Source organism: Nonomuraea sp. NPDC050394, assembly GCF_044459065.1.
In the GTDB taxonomy this organism is placed as follows: domain Bacteria; phylum Actinomycetota; class Actinomycetes; order Streptosporangiales; family Streptosporangiaceae; genus Nonomuraea.
The window spans coordinates 233,107-251,040 of the sequence record NZ_JBITIO010000006.1; the positions used below are offsets into that span (position 1 = coordinate 233,107).

Genomic DNA, 17,934 nt, shown 5'->3' on the forward strand with positions numbered 1-17,934 from the left:
ATGGCAACCGAGAAGACCATCGCGTTCGTGCTCTACCCCGGCTGTACCATCCTGGACCTGGTCGGCCCGCTGCAGGTGCTGTCCACTCTCGCGGCGATGCGCCCGGAGTTCCGGGTCGTGGTGGCCGGGGAACGGCTGGAGACCTGGGAGACCGACACGCCCTTGCGGGTGCGCGCCGGCAACACCTTCGAGGAGGTGCCCGGCCCCGACGTGGTCGTGGTCCCCGGCGGCGGCGCGCCGACCCTGCGCGCGATGGCCGACGAGACTCTGCTCGCCTACGTGCGCGGCGCCACCGGGCTGACCACCTCGGTGTGCACCGGCTCGCTGATCCTGGGCGCGGCGGGCCTGCTCGACGGCCGCCGCGCCACCTCGCACTGGTCGATGCTCGACGTCCTGCCCGAGTTCGGGGCGATCCCGGTCCGGGAGCGCTGGGTGGCCGACGGCCCGGTGCTGACCGCCGCCGGGGTCTCCGCCGGGATCGACATGGCCCTGCACCTGACCGCCGAACTGGCCGGCCTCGACGTCGCGCGGGCCGTGCAGTACGCCCTGGAGTACGACCCGCGCCCGCCGCACGGCAGGCCGGACTGGGAGCGGGCGCCGAAGGAGCTGTACACCGCCCTGACCGGGCAGTGGGTGCGGGAGGGCCTCGGCGACCACCCCCTCGCCGGCCGTCTCGCCGCCCGGCTGAAGACCGTCAGCTGAACGGCTTCGCGGCCCAGACCACCTTCCCGCCCACCATGGTCAGCAGGACGTCGGTCCGGGAGATGTCGTCCGGCGCGACCTTGGTGATGTTCTGGTTCAGGACGATGAGGTCGGCCAGCTTCCCGGTCTCCAGCGAGCCGGTGACCTTCTCCTGGTGCATCTGGTAGGCGCCGTTGATCGTGACGGCCCTGATCGCCTCGCGCCTGGACAGGCCGGGCAGGGCGTTGACCTTCCCGGCGTACTGCGGGAAGTCCTTGCCCCAGTCGGCCTCACGCAGGATCGACGCTTCAAGCCCGAACCACTGGTCGAACGGGTCCAGGCAGCAGTCGCTGCCCAGCGAGACCTTGCCGCCGGCCCGGGTGATCGGCTTGGTGGGCTCGTACAGGTCGAACCGGGCGCCCAGGTACGGCTTGACCGCGTCGGTCGAGTCGGGCGCCGGTTTGGCCCACTGCAGTCCCATCGACGCGGTCACGTCCAGGGTGCCGAAGCGCCGGTAGTCGGCGGGGTCGACCACCTCGGCGTGCGCGATGGTCTGGTGGGCGCGGATGCCGGGATTGGCCTTGCGCGCCGCTTCGAAGGCGTCGAGGGCGGTTCTGACCGCGCGGTCGCCGATGGCGTGGATGTGGGACTGGTAGCCGAGCCGCTCCAGTTCGGCGACGACGGGATTGAGGAGCTTGGCGCCGATGTAGAGCTCGCCGCGGGCCGACTTGTCCTTGCGCGGCTTGCCCTTGGCGTCCAGGTACGGCTTGAGCAGGGCGGCGGTCTGGCCCGGGTACTGCACGATGCCGTCGAGGAGGATCTTGACGCCGTCGACGGAGACCGCGGGCTCGGCCACCAGGCGCGGGCCCTCCTGCTTGCCCGGGCGCCAGGCACGGACCGGCAGGGGGATCTGGCCGGGGCGTTCCAGTTCCTTGCGGATCTTGGCCAGGGCGGCGTACAGCTTCTTGGGTTCGCGCAGGTCGCCGATGCGGGTCCAGATGGCGAAGTGGGCGCGGGCGGTCAGGCCGCCGGCCGTACGCAGGTTCTGGAAGGTCGTGACCGTGGCGGCGTCGCTGCCGGGCACGAAGAAGCTGGTGATGCCCTCCTGGCTGAAGTCGCGCATGCGCAGGCCGGCCAGTTCGGCGGCGCGCTCGGGGGACAGGGGAGGCGGTGGCGGGATGAGCTTGGTGACCAGGCGGGCTGCGGCGTCTTCGAGCAGGCCGTTCGGCTCGCCGTTCTTGTCGTGGTTGATCCGGCCGGCGTCGGGGTCGGGGGTGTTCCTGGTGATCCCGGCCAGGTCCAGGGCTTTCTGGTTGACCAGCGTGGTGTGGCCGGTGACCGCCGCGGAGACGATGATCGGGCGGGTGGTGCCGAGCCCGTCGAGCATCCGCTTGTGCGGGGTGGTCCCGGCGGGGCGCAGGAACTGCATGTAGAGGTTCGTCACGCTCAGGAAGTCGTCCGGCTCGGCGCCCAGTTCGGGATCGGCCAGGCAGGCCTTGACCCGGCCGCGGAACTGCGCGACCGTGAGCGGTTCCGCCTTGAGGTCGCAGGTCTTGCGGTCCTCGCGGGTGATGTCGTGGATGTGTCCCTCGTGCAGGCCGGGCATCACCATGCGGCCTTTGAGGTCGATGACCTTGGTCTTGGTGCCGATGTGACGCCGCGCGCCCGCGTCGCCGCCGACATAGACGATCTTCCCGTTGTCGATCGCCACCGCCTCGGCCACGCTGTCGCGGGCGTCGACCGTGTAGACGAACCCGTGCCTCAGCACCGTGTCCGCGCCCGCCTGCGCGGGAACCACCGCGCCGGCGGCCAGCGGAAGCAGAGCCACCAGTAACCGCCTCATGGACTCCTCCGATCCTAAATTTGAATCAAATTTAAGTTGGTACGGCCGTGCGTCAAGGGGGAGGATCGAACTCATGTCAGAACTGACCGAACCGCGGGGCAGAACTCAGGAGCGCGGCAGGCTGGCCCGCAGGCGCGTCCTCGAAGCGGCGCTGGAGGTCATCGCCGAGCAGCCGGTCAGCGAAATCCAGGTCCAGCAGATCGCCGAGCGCGCCGGGATGAGCCCGGCGCGTGTCCTGTACTACTTCCCGTCACGCGACCAGATCCTCGCCGAGACGTTCCGGTGGAGCGAACGCGACCTCGCCGCGCGCCGGGCGAGCGAACTGGCCGCCGTCACCGCCCCGGCCGCGCGGCTGGCCGCCTACGTCCGGCTCTACCTGCCCGAGGGCCGGCACGACGCCTCGTGGAAGCTGTGGCTGGAGGCGTGGCTGCGCTCGACCTCGGCCAGCGAGATGAGCCGGACGGCCGACGCGATCGACAGCGGGTGGACCCGCGACCTGACCGCGATCATCGCCGACGGCGTGGCCGACGGCACCTTCCGCGCGGTGCGTGAGGAGGAGTTCCTGCCCGCGTTCAACGCGCTGCTCGACGGGCTGGCCGTGCACGTCCTGATCGGCCGGCTCGATAAGGCGCAGGCCGTACGGGCGGCGCTGGCGGAGGCCGCCGAGAAACTCGGCGGCCTCGACCCCGGGTGACCGGCCCCGGTCCCGCAAGAGCCCGGCTCCCGAAAGGCCACCTCACGGCTCCCGCAGTCCCCACGGCTGTCGCGAACCCCCCACTGCTCCCGCAATGCCGCCACGGTTTCCGCGATGCCCCGGGTTTCCGCAATGCCCCGGGCTCACGGGAAGCTCCGGGCTCACGGGAAGCTCCGGGCTCCCGGACAAGAGCGGCGGCTTCAGCGCTCGCGCTTGGCGGGGAGCATCATGGGCAGGCCCGTCAGCGGGTCGGGGAACACCGAGCAGTCCAGGGCGAAGACGTCGGAGATCAGCTGGGCCGTGACGATCTCCGACGGGTTCCCGCAGGCCACGACGCGGCCCTCGTGCATGACCACGAGGTCGGTGGCGTAGCGGATGGCCTGGTTGATGTCGTGCAGCACGGCGACCATCGTGCGGCCGGCGTGCTGGAGGTCGGTGAACAGTTCCATCAGCTCGACCTGGTGGGCCACGTCGAGGTAGGTCGTGGGCTCGTCGAGCAGCATGATCGGGGTCTGCTGGGCCAGCGCCACCGCCACCCACACGCGCTGCTGCTGCCCGCCGGACAGGGCGTTGACCCGCTGGGCGCTCAGGTCGAAGGTGCCGGTGGCGGTGAGGGCGTCGTGGATGGCCCGTTCGTCGGCCTCCGTCCACTGCTGGAAGAGCCCCTGGTGGGGGAAGCGGCCGCGGGCGACCAGGTTGGCGACGGTGATGCCGTCGGGGGCGATCGAGCTCTGCGCCAGCACGCTGATCTCGCGCGCCGCCTCCTTGGGCGCCAGCTTGTGCAGGTCGCGCCCGCCGAGCAGCACCCGGCCGGCGCGCGGCGGCAGCAGCCGGCCGAGCCCGCGCAGGAGCGTGGACTTGCCGCAGCCGTTGGGCCCGATGACGACCGTGAACGAGCCGGGCCTGATCTCCAGGTGGAGACCGTCGATGATCAGGCCGGAGCCGTAGCCCAGTGACAGGCCCTCGGCGACGAGCGGCGCGGCGCCCCCGCCCGCGGTCACGCCGGCCCCGGCGGTCAGGGCTGGGCCTGGGGTCATGGCTGGGCCTGGGGTCATAGCGGGGTCTGCGGTCACGGCGGGATCCGTGGGCATCGGGGTGGATTTCGGGTGGGCGATGGTCACAGGCGTCTCGCTTCGCGTACCAGGAGCCAGATCAGGTAGAGGCCGCCCAGGCTGGTGGTGACGACGCCCACCGGCAGCTGGACGGGCAGGAACGCCACCCGCGCGACCGTGTCGCCGAGCAGCAGCAGGAGGGCGCCGGTCAGCCCGGCGCCGATGGGGGACCAGCCGCCGCGGCCGGTCAGCCTGGCGGCGATCTGCGGCGCGACCAGCGCGATGAAGCTGATCGGCCCGGCCACCGCCGTGGCGATCGCGACCAGGCCGACGCCGGCGCCGGTCACGGCCACCTGGGTGTGCCGGGAGCGGACCCCGAGGGCGTCGGCGGCGTCCTGGCCGAGTTCGAGTGCGCGGATGCGGGAGCCGTACAGGAGGGCGAGGGCGGAGAAGAGCGCGACGCCGCCGGCGGCGACCGGCAGCGCGTCGGGGGCGACGGAGTTGAGGCTGCCTGCGCCCCAGATCGCGGCCGTCATCGCGACCTGGAGCTGCGCCTTGGCCATGATCCAGGTGTTGAGGGCGCTCAGGACGGCGCTCACGCCGATGCCGACCACGATCAGCCGGAATCCGCGGAAGCCGCCCCGGTAGGACAGGGCCAGGACGATCGCGGCCACCGCCAGGCCCGAGGCCAGCGCGCCGAAGGAGATGACGGCGGTGGGCGCGTGGAAGAGGGCGATGAGGACGATGGCGCCGGTGTAGGAACCGGTGCTGAAGCCGATGACGTCGGGGCTGCCCAGCGGGTTGCGGGTGAGCGACTGGAAGAGGGCGCCGCTGACGGCCAGGCCGAAGCCCAGCAGCAGTGCCAGCAGCACCCTGGTCAGGCGCCACTGCTGCACGACGACGGTGTCGGCCCGGGAGGCGCCGCCGTAGAAGGTGGCCAGGACGTCGGGCAGGGACACGAAGATGTCGCCGACGCCCAGCGAGACCAGCGCGGTCACGACGATGACGGCGGCCAGCGCGAGGTTCACCACGAGGGTGCGGCGGTCCAGGCGGGCGGAGAGCAGGCGGGTGCGCACGGCCCACTCGGGGCGGCCGGTGTCGAGCTTGGCGGGCGTGCTCACAGGCCGCTCGCCTCCTTGCGCCGGGCCAGCACGATGAGGAACGGCGCGCCCACGAACGCGGTGACGATCCCGGCGGGCAACTCGCCCGGCCACAGCACGAGGCGCCCGGCGACGTCGGCGACGAGCAGGAGCACCGCGCCCAGCACGGCGCTGTAGGCGGCGATCCACCGCTGGTCCACCCCGAACAGCCAGCGTACGACGTGCGGGATCATGAGCCCCGCGAAGCCGATGGGCCCGGCCAGCGCGGTCGTCGCGCCACAGAGCAGGCTGACGGCGGCGACCACGCCGGTGCGCACCGGGCCGAGCCGTACCCCGAGGGCCTTGGCGGGCCCGTCGCCCAGGGCGACGGCGTTGAGCGAGGGCGCGACGACGAAGGCGATGGCGAGACCGAGCAGGATCAGCGGCAGGACCTGCGCCACCATGGCCAGCGTGCGGTCGTTGAGCGCGCCGGTGTCCCAGTGGCGCATCAGCGTGAACGCCTTCGGGCGCACGAGCGTGATCGCCCCGGCCAGGCCCTGCAGCACGGCGCCGAAGGCGAGGCCGATCAGCACGAGCGTGACCGGGCCGGCGGTGCGGGCGCGGTTCATGGAGCCGATCAGGTAGACCACGGCGGCGGCGACGGCGGCTCCGGTGAGCGCGGCGCCGATGCGGCCGGGCACCCCGGACACGCCGAAGAAGGCGACGGCGATCACGACCGCGAAGCCGGCGCCGGCGTTCACGCCGAGGATCCCGGGGTCGGCCAGGGGGTTGCGGGTGAGCGCCTGGATGAGCGCGCCGGCCACCGCGAGCGCGCCGCCCGCGACCACGGCGAGGACGGTGCGCGGCACCCGCAGCTCGATGACGGTGCGCGCCTCCACGGATTGGGCCTCGCCGAGCAGCGCGGCCAGGACGGTCCGTGGCGAGATGGCGGCGGAGCCCACCATCAGGCTGAGCAGCACGGCGGCCAGCAGCAGCACCACGCAGCCGAGCAGCCAGGCGAAGAGCGGGACGGGCGAGCGCGCGAGGCGCCCGCCGCCCGGCTCAGAGGCCGAGACGCTCAAGCTCGGCCTCGTAGTCGTCGCGCAGGTCCTCCTCGTCGCGGGCGGTGTCCTGCCAGATCGCTTCCAGCCGGCGCCGGTCGTCGGCGGGCAGCGTGCGGAACCGCTCGGCCCAGGCCTCGCCGTCCGGCGTCCAGTAGCCGATGACCTTGTAGCGGCCGGTGGGCAGGCCGCGTTCCTTGCGCAGGTAGCGGCGCACCGCGCGCAGCGTGTCCGTCGCCCCGGCGACCCAGACGTAGCCGCCGTCGAGCGGGCGGGAGAGCGGAACGGCGGCGCGGACGGCCTCGTCGAGCCGGCTCGGGCCGGTGCCGTTGCCGCCGTGCAGCCAGGTGACCTCGACGTTCGGCCGCTGCGGCAGGTCGAGACGGGAGTCGTCGCCGGGGATCTCGGCGATCACCTTGGTGGTGACGTTCCCGGGCACGCCGGTGATCAGGCGGGCCATCGCGGGCAGGCCGGTGAGGTCGCACACGAGCACCTGCCAGCTCAGGTCGGCGGGCGGGTCGTACAGGCCGGTGGGGGAGTTCAGGCCGAGGACGTCGCCCGGCCGCGCGGCGAGGGCCCAGCGGGCGGCGATCCCGCCGTCGTGCACGACGAAGTCGACGTCCAGCTCCCGGGGACGGACCGCGCGGACGGTGTAGGTGCGCATCGGCGCCTCGGGGGCGCCCTCCGGCGTGCGCCAGTAGTCGCCGTGCGGCTCGGGCAGGGAGACCTCGCGCCGGTCGTCGCCGTGCGGGAAGAACAGGCGCACGTACTCGTCGCCGACGCCCGTGGTCGGGAAGTCCTCGGCCAGGGCCAGCGTGACCCGGATCATCGTGGCGCTCAGGCGGGTGACGGCGCTCACCTCGGTGCGGAAGATACGCATCGCCGTCTCACCCGGCCAGGTTCGGGTTGGCGGTGAGGTCCTTGCGCACCTGCTCCACGAAGGCCTGCTGGCCGCTCGGCGAGCCGTACGCGATCTCCATGTTGTAGGTGTAGATGCGCTTGTTCTTCACGAACGGCAGCGCCCGCCAGGCCGGGCTCTGGCCCAGGGTGTCGAGCATGGTGGCGAGCTCCTTCTTGCCCTCCTCGCCCACGCCGACCGAGACCCAGACGACGTCGATGCCGGCGAGCTTGCCCATCTGCTCGGGGCTGATGGTGAGCTTGTCGTCGTCGCTGAGCGGGGTGCGCTTCAGGCCGAGGTCGTCGAAGGCCTTGCAGGCCACGCCGGCGTAGCAGGCGATGTTGCCGTTGCCCTCCCAGTAGCCGAAGGTCGCCACGGTGAGATCGGCGTTGCCGGCCTTGGCGATGTCGGCCTTGGCCTGGGCGACCTGCTTGTCGTAGGTGCCCTTCCAGGCGTCGTAGCGGTCGGTGCGCCCGAGGTCCTGCGCGGTGCGCTTGAAGTGGACCTCCCAGTTCTTGCCGTCGAAGGCGTCGACGGTGTAGGTCGGCGCGATCTGGCCGAGCCGGGGGTGCACCTTGTCGTCGTAGCCGAGGCCGTTGAGGATGAAGTCCGGCTCGGCCTTGAGCGTCTGCTCGTAGTTGTACTCGGGGTAGTTGGCGAACGGCTTGACGCCCTTGAGCGGCTCCTGCGGGAAGTAGTCGGGGAAGGTGGTGAAGCCACTGTCGCCGCGGATGGGCTGGCTCTTGGCGAGCGGGATGCCGAGCGTGATCAGGATGTCGACGTCGGTGGTGTAGAAGCCGAGGGCGGCCTTCGGCTGCGCGGGCATCGCGACGGCGTGGCCCTTGGGGTCCTTGATCGTGGTGACCGCGGCGGCGGCGGATTCGCCGGAGCCCGAGCCGCATCCGGTGGCGAGGAGGGCGAGGACGGCCAGGGGGACGAGACGCTTGTACGGCATGGGGTCTCCGGTGGTGAGACGATATCGCCCCGGGAACTTAGCATAGGCTTACCTAACTTACATCGGGCACCCCACCCTCGATCAAGCTCCCATGTTCAGGTTAGCCTTGCCTAATCTTTGTCGAGTCTTGCAGGAGTGCCACGTGCGGTCAGGTCGGGACGTCCTCTCGGGGGCGATCAGAGGTCAGCGGAGCAGGCTGATCGCGGGTTCGTTGCTCGGAGCGGGGCATCAGGCGGGCGAAGCCCTGGTGCCGGTGCTCGTCGGACTGGCCATCGACCAGGCCGTGGCGGGGGCGAGCTGGAGCCGCCTGCTGGTGTGGCTGGCCGTACTGGCCGTGGTCTACGTCGGGTTGTCGTTCAGCTACCGCTTCGGCGCCCGCGCCGGCGAGCGGGCCGCCACCGAGGCCGCGCACGACCTGCGCTCGGCCATCGTCGCCCGCGTGCTGCACCCCGGCGGAGGCGCCGACCGGGACCGGCTGCCGGGCGAGCTGACCGGGATCGCCACCGAGGACGCGCGCCGGGTCGGCATGGTGCTGCTGGCGGTTCTCACCGGCGTCGCCGGGTTCACCGGCCTGGCGGTGGCCAGCGTGGTGCTGCTCACCACGTCCGTGCAGCTCGGGCTGATCGTCTTGGTGGGCACGCCGGCCCTGCTGTGGCTGGGCCACCTGCTCAGCAAGCCGCTGGAGCGCCGCAGCGCGGTCGAGCAGGAAAGCGCCGCGCATGCCTCGGGTGTCGCCGCCGACCTGGTGAGCGGGCTGAGGGTGCTGAAGGGCCTGGGCGCCGAGCGGGCCGCCGTCGAGCGCTACCGGCACACCAGCCGGACCTCGCTGGCCGCCACCCTGCGCGCCGCCCGCGCCGAAGCGCTGCAGAACGGCGTCGTGATCGCGCTCACCGGCGCCTTCATCGCGCTGCTCGCCCTGGCCGGCGGCACGCTCGCCGCCAACGGCACGATCACCCTGGGACAGCTCGTCTCCGCGGTCGGACTCGCGCTGTTCCTGCAGGGCCCGCTCTACATGCTCGCCTGGGTCAACGCCGAGCTCGCCCAGGGCCGCGCCTCCGCCACCCGCGTGGCGGCGCTGCTGTCGGCCCCGCCCGCAGTCACCGGCACGGGCACCGAACTGCCCGCGCAGATCAAGGGCGCGCTGCGGCTGCGCGGCGTCACCCACGGCGGCCTGCGCGAACTGGACCTGGACATCGTCGCCGGCGAACTGGTCGGCGTCGCCGCCACCGACCCGGCCGCCGCCACCGCCCTGCTGCACTGCCTCGGCCGTCACGGCGACCCCGAATCGGGCACGATCGAGCTCGACGGCGTACCCCTGCGCGAGGTCGACCCCGCCCTGCTGCGCGAGGCGGTGCTGGTCGCCGAGCACGACGCCGTCCTGTTCGAGGGAACCGTCGCCGACAACGGCGGCACCCCGCAGGCCCTGGCCGCCGCCGGCGCGGCCGACGTGCCGCCCGACACCCCGGTCGGCGAACGCGGCGGCTCCCTGTCCGGCGGCCAGCGCCAGCGCGTCGCCCTGGCCAGGGCGCTGGACGCCCGCCGCCCCGTCCTCGTCCTGCACGACCCCACCAGCGCCGTCGACGCCGTCACCGAGGCGCACATCGCCGAATCCGTCAGGCGGCTGCGCCACGGGCAGACCACCGTCGTGGTGACCACCAGCCCCGCCCTGCTGTCGGCCGCCGACCGCGTCCTGCTGCTGGACGGCGGCCGCGTCGCCGACGACGCCTCCCACGCCGACCTGCTCCAGCGCAACGCCGACTACCGCAAGGCGGTGCTCGCGTGAAGGACCTGCTGCCCACCGCCACCCCGGCCCGCACCCGCGCCGCCGTCCGGGAGATCATCCGTCCGCACCGCGCCGTCGCCGCCGCGGGCTTCGGCCTGCTCATCGTCGCCACCTCCGTCGGCCTGCTCGTCCAGCCCCTTCTCGGGTACGTCGTGGACCTCGTGGCCGGGCGCCAGCCCGCCACCCTGCTCACCACCCCGGTGGCCCTGCTGGTGCTCGTCGGCGTGATCCAGGGCCTGCTGACCTCGTGGGGACTCGTCCTGGTGGCCAGGTTCGGCGAGACCGCGCTGGCCGAACTGCGCGAACGCTTCGTCGAACGCGCCCTGGCCCTGCCGCTGGAACGGGTCGAACGGGCCGGCTCCGGCGACCTCACCTCCCGCGTGACCGGCGACGTCGCCCGCGTCGCCGAGGCCGTGCGCTCCGCGCTGCCCGCGCTGGCCCGCTCGCTGCTGTCGATCGTCCTCACCCTGGTGGCGATGGCGCTGCTGGACTGGCGGTTCATGGTCGCCGCGCTGCTGGCCATCCCGGTCCAGGTACACACCGGGCGCTGGTACGTGCGCAACGCCGTACCCCTGTACGCCGCGCAGCGCGTCGCGACCGGCGAGCAGCAGCAGCAACTCCTCGACACGCTCGCCGGCGCCTCCACCGTGCGCTCCCTGCGCGCCGAGGCCGACCACCTGGCGCGCGTCGACGGCCGCTCGCGCGCCGCGGTGGAGCTGACGATGCGCGGCGTGCACCTGATGCTGCGCTTCTACAGCCGCCTGCACGTCGGCGAGTACATCGGGCTGGCCGCGGTGCTGGCCGCGGGCGTGCTGCTGGTGGGCGAGGGGGCGGTCACCGTCGGTACGGCCACCGCCGCCGCCCTGTACTTCCTCAACCTGTTCGGGCCGATCAACACCGCGCTGGCCCTGCTGGACGACGCGCAGGCGGCGACCGCGAGCCTGGCCCGGCTGATCGGCGTGGCCGACGTCGCCGCCGAGGCCCCGAGGCAGGCCCACGGCGAGGGCGTCAGCGTGCGCGGCCTGGGCCACGCCTACGAGCCGGGCCGCCCGGTGCTGCACGGCGTCGACCTGGACATCGAGCCGGGCAAGCGGGTCGCCCTGGTCGGGCCGAGCGGCGCGGGCAAGACCACGCTGGCCAAGATCGTCGCCGGGGTGCACGAGCCGACCACCGGCACGGTACGCGCCCCGGCCGGGATCGCCATGGTCACCCAGGAGGTCCACGTCTTCGCCGGACCCCTCGCCGACGACCTGCGCCTGGCCCGCCCGCAGGCCACCGACGACGACCTGCGCGCCGCGCTGGCCACGGTCGAGGCGCTGGAGTGGGCCGAGGCGCTGCCCGACGGCCTGGCGACCGTCGTCGGCCAGGGCGGGCACCGGCTCACCGGGGCACAGCGCCAGCAGCTCGCCCTGGCCCGCCTGGTCCTGACCGACCCCGCCCTGGCCGTGCTCGACGAGGCCACCGCGGAGGCCGGCAGCACCGGCGCGCGTACCCTGGAACGGGCCGTCGAGCAGGCCATTGACGGCAGGACCGCGCTCATCGTGGCGCACCGCCTCACCCAGGCCGCCTCCGCCGACCGCGTCGTCGTCATGGACGGCGGGCGGGTCGTGGAGGACGGTTCGCACGACGACCTCAGGCAGGCGGGCGGCCGCTACGCCGGCCACTGGGCCGCCTGGACCCGCCACCACGCCCACGACGGCGACTGACACGCACCCGGCGCCAAAAGACACGCCCACGACGGCGACTGACACGGACGCGGTGGCCCGCCGGCCGGCGGGCCACCGTGCGTGATCAGCGGGGCTGGGGTGCGGGCTTTCTCGTGGCCGTCAGGTAGACGACCGCGGCCGCGAAGACCAGCAGGGCCGTCCAGTCGTTGAGACGCAGGCCGGCGATGTGGTAGCTGGGATCGATGCGCAACCACTCGATCCACGCGCGGCCGCAGGCGTAGGCCGCGGCGTAGAGGGCGAACGTCCGGCCGCGGTCCAGGCCGAAGCGCCGCTCGGCCCAGAGGACGAAGCCGGCCACGCCCAGGTTCCACAGCGACTCGTAGAGGAACGCCGGATGGTAGGTGGCCGTGGACTCCAGGCCGGGCGGCCGGTGGGCGGGGTCGATCTCCAGCGCCCACGGCACGGTGGCCGGCCTGCCGTACAGCTCCTGGTTGAACCAGTTGCCCCAGCGGGCGATCGCCTGCCCGATCGCGATCCCGGGCGCGACGGCGTCGGCGAAGCCGCGCAGCGGGATGCCACGCCGGCGGCAGGCCAGCCACACACCCAAGGCGCCACCGGCGAGGGCGCCGAAGATGCTGATGCCGCCCTCCCAGATCGCGAAGACCCGCAGCGGATCCCGGCCGGGGCCGAAGTACGGCTGCCAGTCGGTGGCCACATGGTAGATCCGGGCACCGACCAGGCCGAACGGCACGGCCCACGTGGCGATGTCGCCCACCGCGCCGGGATCGCCGCCGCGGGCGGCCCAGCGGCGCCTGGTCACCCAGGCGCCGGCGAGGATGGCGAGGACCATCAGGAGGGCGTAGGCGCGGATCGGGATCGGGCCCAGATGCCAGACGGCCTGGGACGGGCTGGGGATGGCTGTCACGGCGTCGAGTCTGGTCGCGCCACGGCAGCGCCCGCATCGGGCGGTGCGCCGATTGTGCGATCAGCCGACCGGTTGATGCGCATCCGGCGGACGACTGAATATCGTCGGCGGTGTGGAGTCCTGGGAGCGGTCGCGGCGCCGGTGGCAGCACGCCTTTTTCGTCTCGTGGCTGGTGCTGACCTCCGCGGGACCCGTGATCGAGGGAGGCCGGGTCCTGCCGGTGGTGCTGGTGGCCGGGCTTGCCGCCTGGTACGCGGTGTGGTTCGTGCTGCGCACGCCGCACGCGGGAGACGTGCCGCTGCCGTACGTGCTGGGCGGCGGGCTGATCTGGCTGGGGCTGTTCGCCGTCGACTCCTCCTTCCTGGTGGTCGGGCTGAGCGTGCTCGCGCCGTACTGCATGGACGCCGTGCGGGTCGGGCTGGTCGCGGTGGTGTCGTGCGCCGGGGGCTGGTTGTGGCACCGCCACCACGCGACCGGGACGATCACCTGGACCGAGATCGTCATCAGCGCGCTGGTCGCGATCAGCGCGGGCGCCGCGGTCGGATACTTCCATTCCGTGGCCCGGCAGAGCGCCGAGCGCAAACGCCTCATCGACGAGCTGCAGGCGGCACAGGAGGCGCGGGCGGCGGCGGAACGGCAGGCGGGCGTGGCGGCCGAGCGGCAGCGGCTGGCCCGGGACATCCACGACAGCCTCACCCAGGGCTTCGCCAGCGTGGTGATGCTGCTGGAGGCGGCGCAGGCGACCCTCCCCGACAACGGACACCTCAGCCAGGCACTACGGGTGACCAGGGAGAACCTCGCGGAAAGCCGCCGCGTGGTGGGGGCGCTGCGGCCCGGCGACCTCGACGAGTGCGGCCTGCCGGAGGCCCTGCGGCGGCTGTCGGCCCGGCTGCGCGACGAGACCGGCATCCGGGCGCACACCGTGATCACCGGCATGCTCCGGCCGCTGGAGGCCCACGTCCAGGCCGAACTGCTGCGCGTGGCGCAGGAAGCGGTCGCCAACGCACGCCGCCACGCCGGCGCCGAACAGGTCACGCTGACCCTGTCGTACATGGAGGACCTGGTGGTGCTTGACGTCCACGACGACGGCGGCGGGTTCGATCCCGGGCGGGCCGCCTCGGGACACGGTCTGTCGATCATGCGGGAACGGATGGAGCAGCTCGGCGGCACCCTGCTCGTGGAAAGCGCACCCGGCGCGGGCGCCACGGTCGTGGCCGGCGTCCCTGCCGCGGTGCCGATCGGGGCGCGATGACCGTCCGCGTCCTGATCGCCGACGACCACCCGGTCGTACGCGACGGCATCCGGGCCATGCTCGGCACCCAGGACGACCTGGAGGTCGTCGGCGAGGCCGTCTCGGGCACCGACGCGGTACGGCTGGCGCGCGACCTGCGCCCCGACGTCACCCTCATGGACCTGCAGATGCCCGAGATCGACGGCGCGACGGCGATCACCCGGATCCGCGAGCGCGACCCCGGCGCCAAGGTGATCGTCCTCACCACCTACGACACCGACAGCGACATCTCGCGCGCCATCGACGCGGGAGCCATCGGCTACCTGCTCAAGGACACCCGCCGTGAGCAGCTGTTCGACGCGATCCGGGCGGCGGCGCGCGGAGAGAGCGCGCTGTCGCCGGCGATCGCCACCCGGGTGTTGTCGTGGGCACGGGCCGACGCGCCCGACGCCCTCAGCGGCCGCGAGATCGAGGTCCTGGGCGCCGTGGCCCAGGGGATGAGCAACAAGGCCATCGGCGCCCACCTGTGCATCAGCGAGGCCACGGTCAAGACCCACCTCCTGCACATCTTCGCCAAGCTCGGCGTCGGCGACCGCACCGCCGCCGTGACCGTCGCCGCCTCCCGCGGGATCATCCGGCTCAGCGGCCAGACCTCATGACGGTGTCGATCGCCTCGTCCCGCCGCAGGCCGGCGCCCCGCTCGTAGGCCGTGGCATAGCCGGTACGGCCGAGCCGGTCCACCAGGCCGGCCACGAGCGCGCCCAGTTCCCGGTCACCGCGGTCGAAGGTGCCGCGGATGACCTCGCTCATCCCCAGCGCGTGGGCCGCGCCCGCCGGATCGCCCTCCAGCGACAGCAGCCGGGCCAGGAGCTCGGCGGCCGGCGCGAGGTCCATGTTCGCCCCGGCCGCCCGGAGCGCATGGGGCAGCATCGCGCGCGCCCGCGCCGTGTCACCAGCGGTGAGCAGGTTCGCCATTCTGGCGGGCACCAGCAGGCTCCGGCTCGCCTCCGCGGGCAGGGACCACTCGCGGGCGACCCGCTCCAGCCGGTCGAGCTCCCGATCGGCCGGGCCGGGCTCGCCGCGGCGGCGGTACAACTCCGCCGCGCAGGCGTGCGCCTGGATCTCCGGCATCGGCAGGCCGAGGTTCTCGGCCGCCCGCCACGCGGACTCGAGATCCTCGCCGGCGCCCTTCAGATCGCCGGCGCGCATCCGCTGCGTGGCGAGCCCGAGCCGGGAGGAGACCTCCTCCTGCCACGCGAGGCCGCCGCTGATCGAGATGGCGCGCTCGAAGTCGGCGACCGCCTCGTCGTGCCGGCCCTCGATCCCGTGGATCTGGGCCGTGCCGTTCAGCATCATCGCGGTCCACCACCGGTCGCCCGACCGCTCGAACGCGCGCAACGCCCGCGCCGCCGCGCCCGCGCCTTCCGCCCAGTCTCCGCGGGTACGGCCGCGCAGCGCCTCGACCAGGTGGGTGTGCGCGACCGCCCAGTCGTCGGAGCCCTCCCTCACCCGGGCCGTCTCCCGATCGACCAGGTCGTCAAGCCCGGCCATGAAGGCCGCCGTCAGCGTCATGGTCAGCAGCATCGGATAACGCCGCAGCGCGCCAGTCCGGGCGCAGTCCTCGACCGCGGCCCGCACCTGCCCGGCGTCCGCCGCACCGGCCAGCAGGTGGATCGCGGCGAACGCGGACCTGGCCGCCCGCGGCAGCGCGTCGCCGAACTCCAGCACCCTGGCCACGTAGACGTCGGCCCGGCCGTCGTAGCGCAGCATGTCCCAGTACCAGTACAGCGGGCCGAGGATCCGGGCCGCCGCCTCGGCGTCGCCATCCTCGACGGCCGTCTGGAGAGCGTGGACGAGGTTGTCGTGCTCGAACTCGAACAGCCGCAGCGACTCCGCCTGCCCATGCCCGCGCAGCAGCGGCTCGTGCCGCTCGGCCAGCCCGGCGTAGTGGCGCGTGAGCCGTCGGCGTACGGCTTCGCGCTCCTCGGCGCAGCGCAGTTCCCCGGCGGCGTAGGCCCGGATGGTCTCCAGCATCCGATAGCCGTCACCGGCCCGCTCCACGATCGACTTGTCGACCAGCGAATCCAGCAGGTACGCGGCGTCGCCTCCGCATACCGCCTCGATCTGCCCGAGCCCGGCCTTGGCCGGAAACATCGACATCCGGCGGGCGAGGGTCCGCTCGTCCTCGGTGAGCAGGTCCCAGCTCCAGTCGATGACCGCGCGGAGCGTGCGCTGGCGCGGCTGGGCGGTCCTGTTGCCGGTGCCGAGCAGCCGGAAACGATCATCCAGGCGGCGGGCGAGCTCACCGGCGTCCATCGTGCGCAGCCGCGCCGCGGCCAGTTCCAGGGCGAGCGGCAGGCCGTCCAGCCGGCGCACGATGTCCACCACCGGGCCCGCCGCCGGCCCCTCCAGCGCGAAGCCGGGCCGTACCGCGGCGGCCCGATCGAGGAACAGCCGGACCGCGCTCGCCCGCGCGGCGCGGACCGGATCGGCGTGGGCCGGGGGCAGGGCGAGCGGCACCAGCCGGCACAGCGCCTCACCCATGACCTCCAGCGGTTCGCGGCTCGTGGCCAGGATGGTCAGGTTCGGCAGGCGTTCGAGCAGGTGCCCGGCGAAGCCGGCCACCGCCCCGGAGATCTGCTCGCAGTTGTCCAGCACCAGCACGCCCTCGCCGCCGGAGAGCAGGGTGACCGTTCGATCGAGCGGCGTACCCGGCGGCAGCGCCTCCGTCGCGGTGACCGCGCCCAGCACCGCCTCGGGCAGCCCTTCCGGCGTGTCCACCCCGGCCAGGGGGACGAGCCAGACGCGGCCGCGCCGATGGGCCCGATGCCGGCTCACCGCCTCCACCGCCAGCCGGGTCTTGCCCACCCCGCCCGGACCGGCGACCGTGACCAGCCGCGAGCCGTCCAGCAGCCCGGCGAGCAGTTTCAGCTCCTCGTCGCGGCCGACGAAGCCGGTCAGCGGAGCCGGCAGCCGGCCCGGCGTCGCCCGCGAGCGCCGCGCCGGCCCGCTCTCGCCGCGCAACACCGCCAGATGCGCCCCGCGCAGCTCCTCGGAGGGGTCGACGCCCAGTTCCTCCGCGAGCGTGCGGCGCACCTCCTCATACAGCCCGAGCGCCTCGAACTGACGGCCCGCCGCGTGCAAAGCCCGCATCCGCAGAATGGCCAGCCGTTCGCGCAGCGGATACGCCGCGGCCGCCGCCTCCATCTCGGCCAGGATCTCGCCGTGGTTGCCCAGCAGCAGCTCCGCCTCGAACCGGTCCTCGGCGGCCGCGGCACGCAGTTCCTCCAGGCGGGCGGCGGCCGCGGCGGCGAAGGGGAGGCCGAGCACGTCGGCCAGCGCGTCGCCCCGCCACAACGCCAGCGCCGCACCCAGCAGCGCGGCGGCCCGGCCCGCGGCACCGGCGGCCAGCTCGCCGCGGCCCTGCCTGGCCAGCTCCTCGAACCGGTGGGCGTCGACGTCCTCGGCGCGTACGCGCAGACGGTACCCACCGGAGGCCAGCTCGACGACCTCGCCGTCGCCCAGCGCCCGCCGCAGCCGGTACACCAGCGCGTGCAGCGCCCTGACGCTCTCGCGCGGCGGGAGATCGCCCCACAGCCCGTCGACGAGCGCATCGACCGCCACCACCTCGCCGCCGGCCAGCGTCAGCCTGGCCAGCAGCGCACGCACCCTGGTACCGCCGACGTCGATCGGCGCCCCGCCGTCGCCATAGGCCCGGACCGGCCCCAGCACCTCAATCCGCATGGTCACCAGCCTAGGAGGACCCTCGCCCACGGCGACCGCAGCGCCGTGGGTGCCCCGTCATCGCCGGCGGGCATCACCGGGACCGTCAACGGCGGATTCCCGGGCGGCACGGCGCCACGCGGCGGCGGGCTACCGCACGCCCGTTACGGCCTCGGCCTGTTCGAGCTCGGCCGGGGCGGTGACGGGAGGGCGGGCCGTGGCCGGCGGTCACTGGGGCACATGTTCCGCGCGCCGGGCACTCCCGGCGGGGAGCACACCGTCGCACGCGGGCGCAGAGGTGTTCACGATCGCCGGAGCGGAGCTCGGTTCACGAGGGCGACG

Annotated in this window: 14 protein-coding genes; 6 read left to right on the forward strand and 8 right to left on the reverse strand. The window is 73.7% G+C overall.

Annotation, left to right across the window (positions count from 1 at the left end):
• Nucleotides 1–702 carry a DJ-1/PfpI family protein gene (locus tag ACIBKY_RS24910; protein WP_397099856.1) on the forward strand — a complete coding sequence of 234 codons (702 nt, stop codon included), beginning with the start codon at nt 1–3 and terminating at the stop codon, nt 700–702.
• Here the strand turns inward: ACIBKY_RS24910 and ACIBKY_RS24915 are convergent.
• The gene (locus tag ACIBKY_RS24915; protein ID WP_397099858.1) at nt 695–2,524 is read right to left on the reverse strand and encodes an amidohydrolase; all 1,830 of its coding nucleotides are present in this window, start codon (nt 2,522–2,524) and stop codon (nt 695–697) included. The two genes, ACIBKY_RS24910 and ACIBKY_RS24915, sit on opposite strands and share 8 nt — an antisense overlap.
• A 73-nt stretch (nt 2,525–2,597) precedes the next feature.
• Here ACIBKY_RS24915 and ACIBKY_RS24920 point away from each other — a divergent pair, with 73 nt between their 5' ends.
• Entirely contained in the window at nt 2,598–3,218 is a 621-nt protein-coding gene (locus ACIBKY_RS24920; RefSeq protein ID WP_397099860.1) for a TetR/AcrR family transcriptional regulator, read from the forward strand.
• 200 nt (nt 3,219–3,418) lie between these two features.
• Here the strand turns inward: ACIBKY_RS24920 and ACIBKY_RS24925 are convergent, their stop codons facing one another.
• The 5 genes from ACIBKY_RS24925 to ACIBKY_RS24945 all read right to left on the reverse strand — a co-directional run bounded on the left by ACIBKY_RS24925 (nt 3,419) and on the right by ACIBKY_RS24945 (nt 8,263).
• Nucleotides 3,419–4,255: an ABC transporter ATP-binding protein gene (locus ACIBKY_RS24925; RefSeq protein WP_397099862.1), complete on the reverse strand. Its 837-nt coding sequence runs from the start codon at nt 4,253–4,255 to the stop codon at nt 3,419–3,421.
• 80 nt (nt 4,256–4,335) lie between these two features.
• A complete protein-coding gene (locus ACIBKY_RS24930) occupies nt 4,336–5,391 on the reverse strand; it encodes a FecCD family ABC transporter permease (protein ID WP_397099864.1) in 1,056 nt (351 codons plus the stop codon).
• Nucleotides 5,388–6,431: a FecCD family ABC transporter permease gene (locus tag ACIBKY_RS24935; RefSeq protein WP_397099866.1), complete on the reverse strand. Its 1,044-nt coding sequence runs from the start codon at nt 6,429–6,431 to the stop codon at nt 5,388–5,390. Before ACIBKY_RS24935 ends, ACIBKY_RS24930 begins: the two co-directional genes overlap by 4 nt.
• A complete protein-coding gene (locus ACIBKY_RS24940) occupies nt 6,412–7,290 on the reverse strand; it encodes a siderophore-interacting protein (RefSeq protein WP_397099868.1) in 879 nt (292 codons plus the stop codon). The genes ACIBKY_RS24935 and ACIBKY_RS24940 overlap by 20 nt, the downstream gene beginning before the upstream one ends.
• A gap of 7 nt (nt 7,291–7,297) precedes the next feature.
• The gene (locus ACIBKY_RS24945; protein WP_397099870.1) at nt 7,298–8,263 is read right to left on the reverse strand and encodes an ABC transporter substrate-binding protein; all 966 of its coding nucleotides are present in this window, start codon (nt 8,261–8,263) and stop codon (nt 7,298–7,300) included.
• A 142-nt stretch (nt 8,264–8,405) separates the two neighbouring features.
• Here ACIBKY_RS24945 and ACIBKY_RS24950 point away from each other — a divergent pair, with 142 nt between their 5' ends.
• On the forward strand, nt 8,406–10,046 hold the full coding sequence (locus ACIBKY_RS24950; protein ID WP_397099872.1) for an ABC transporter ATP-binding protein: 1,641 nt from the start codon (nt 8,406–8,408) through the stop codon (nt 10,044–10,046).
• Nucleotides 10,043–11,752, forward strand: coding sequence for an ABC transporter ATP-binding protein (locus tag ACIBKY_RS24955; RefSeq protein ID WP_397099874.1), 1,710 nt, complete (start codon nt 10,043–10,045; stop codon nt 11,750–11,752). The genes ACIBKY_RS24950 and ACIBKY_RS24955 overlap by 4 nt, the downstream gene beginning before the upstream one ends.
• 85 nt (nt 11,753–11,837) lie before the next feature.
• Here ACIBKY_RS24955 and lgt read toward each other — a convergent pair whose 3' ends face one another.
• Nucleotides 11,838–12,638 carry a prolipoprotein diacylglyceryl transferase gene (gene lgt, locus ACIBKY_RS24960; protein ID WP_397099876.1) on the reverse strand — a complete coding sequence of 267 codons (801 nt, stop codon included), beginning with the start codon at nt 12,636–12,638 and terminating at the stop codon, nt 11,838–11,840.
• 112 nt (nt 12,639–12,750) lie between these two features.
• On the opposite strand from lgt, the gene ACIBKY_RS24965 reads away from it, so the two are divergent.
• Complete coding sequence (locus tag ACIBKY_RS24965) at nt 12,751–13,890, forward strand: sensor histidine kinase (protein WP_397099878.1); 1,140 nt, start codon at nt 12,751–12,753, stop codon at nt 13,888–13,890.
• Nucleotides 13,887–14,528, forward strand: coding sequence for a response regulator (locus ACIBKY_RS24970; RefSeq protein ID WP_397099879.1), 642 nt, complete (start codon nt 13,887–13,889; stop codon nt 14,526–14,528). Before ACIBKY_RS24965 ends, ACIBKY_RS24970 begins: the two co-directional genes overlap by 4 nt.
• Here the strand turns inward: ACIBKY_RS24970 and ACIBKY_RS24975 are convergent.
• Nucleotides 14,509–17,613 (reverse strand): BTAD domain-containing putative transcriptional regulator, encoded by a 3,105-nt coding sequence (locus ACIBKY_RS24975; RefSeq protein WP_397099881.1) that lies wholly within the window; start codon nt 17,611–17,613, stop codon nt 14,509–14,511. The two genes, ACIBKY_RS24970 and ACIBKY_RS24975, sit on opposite strands and share 20 nt — an antisense overlap.
• Nucleotides 17,614–17,934 lie beyond the last annotated feature (321 nt).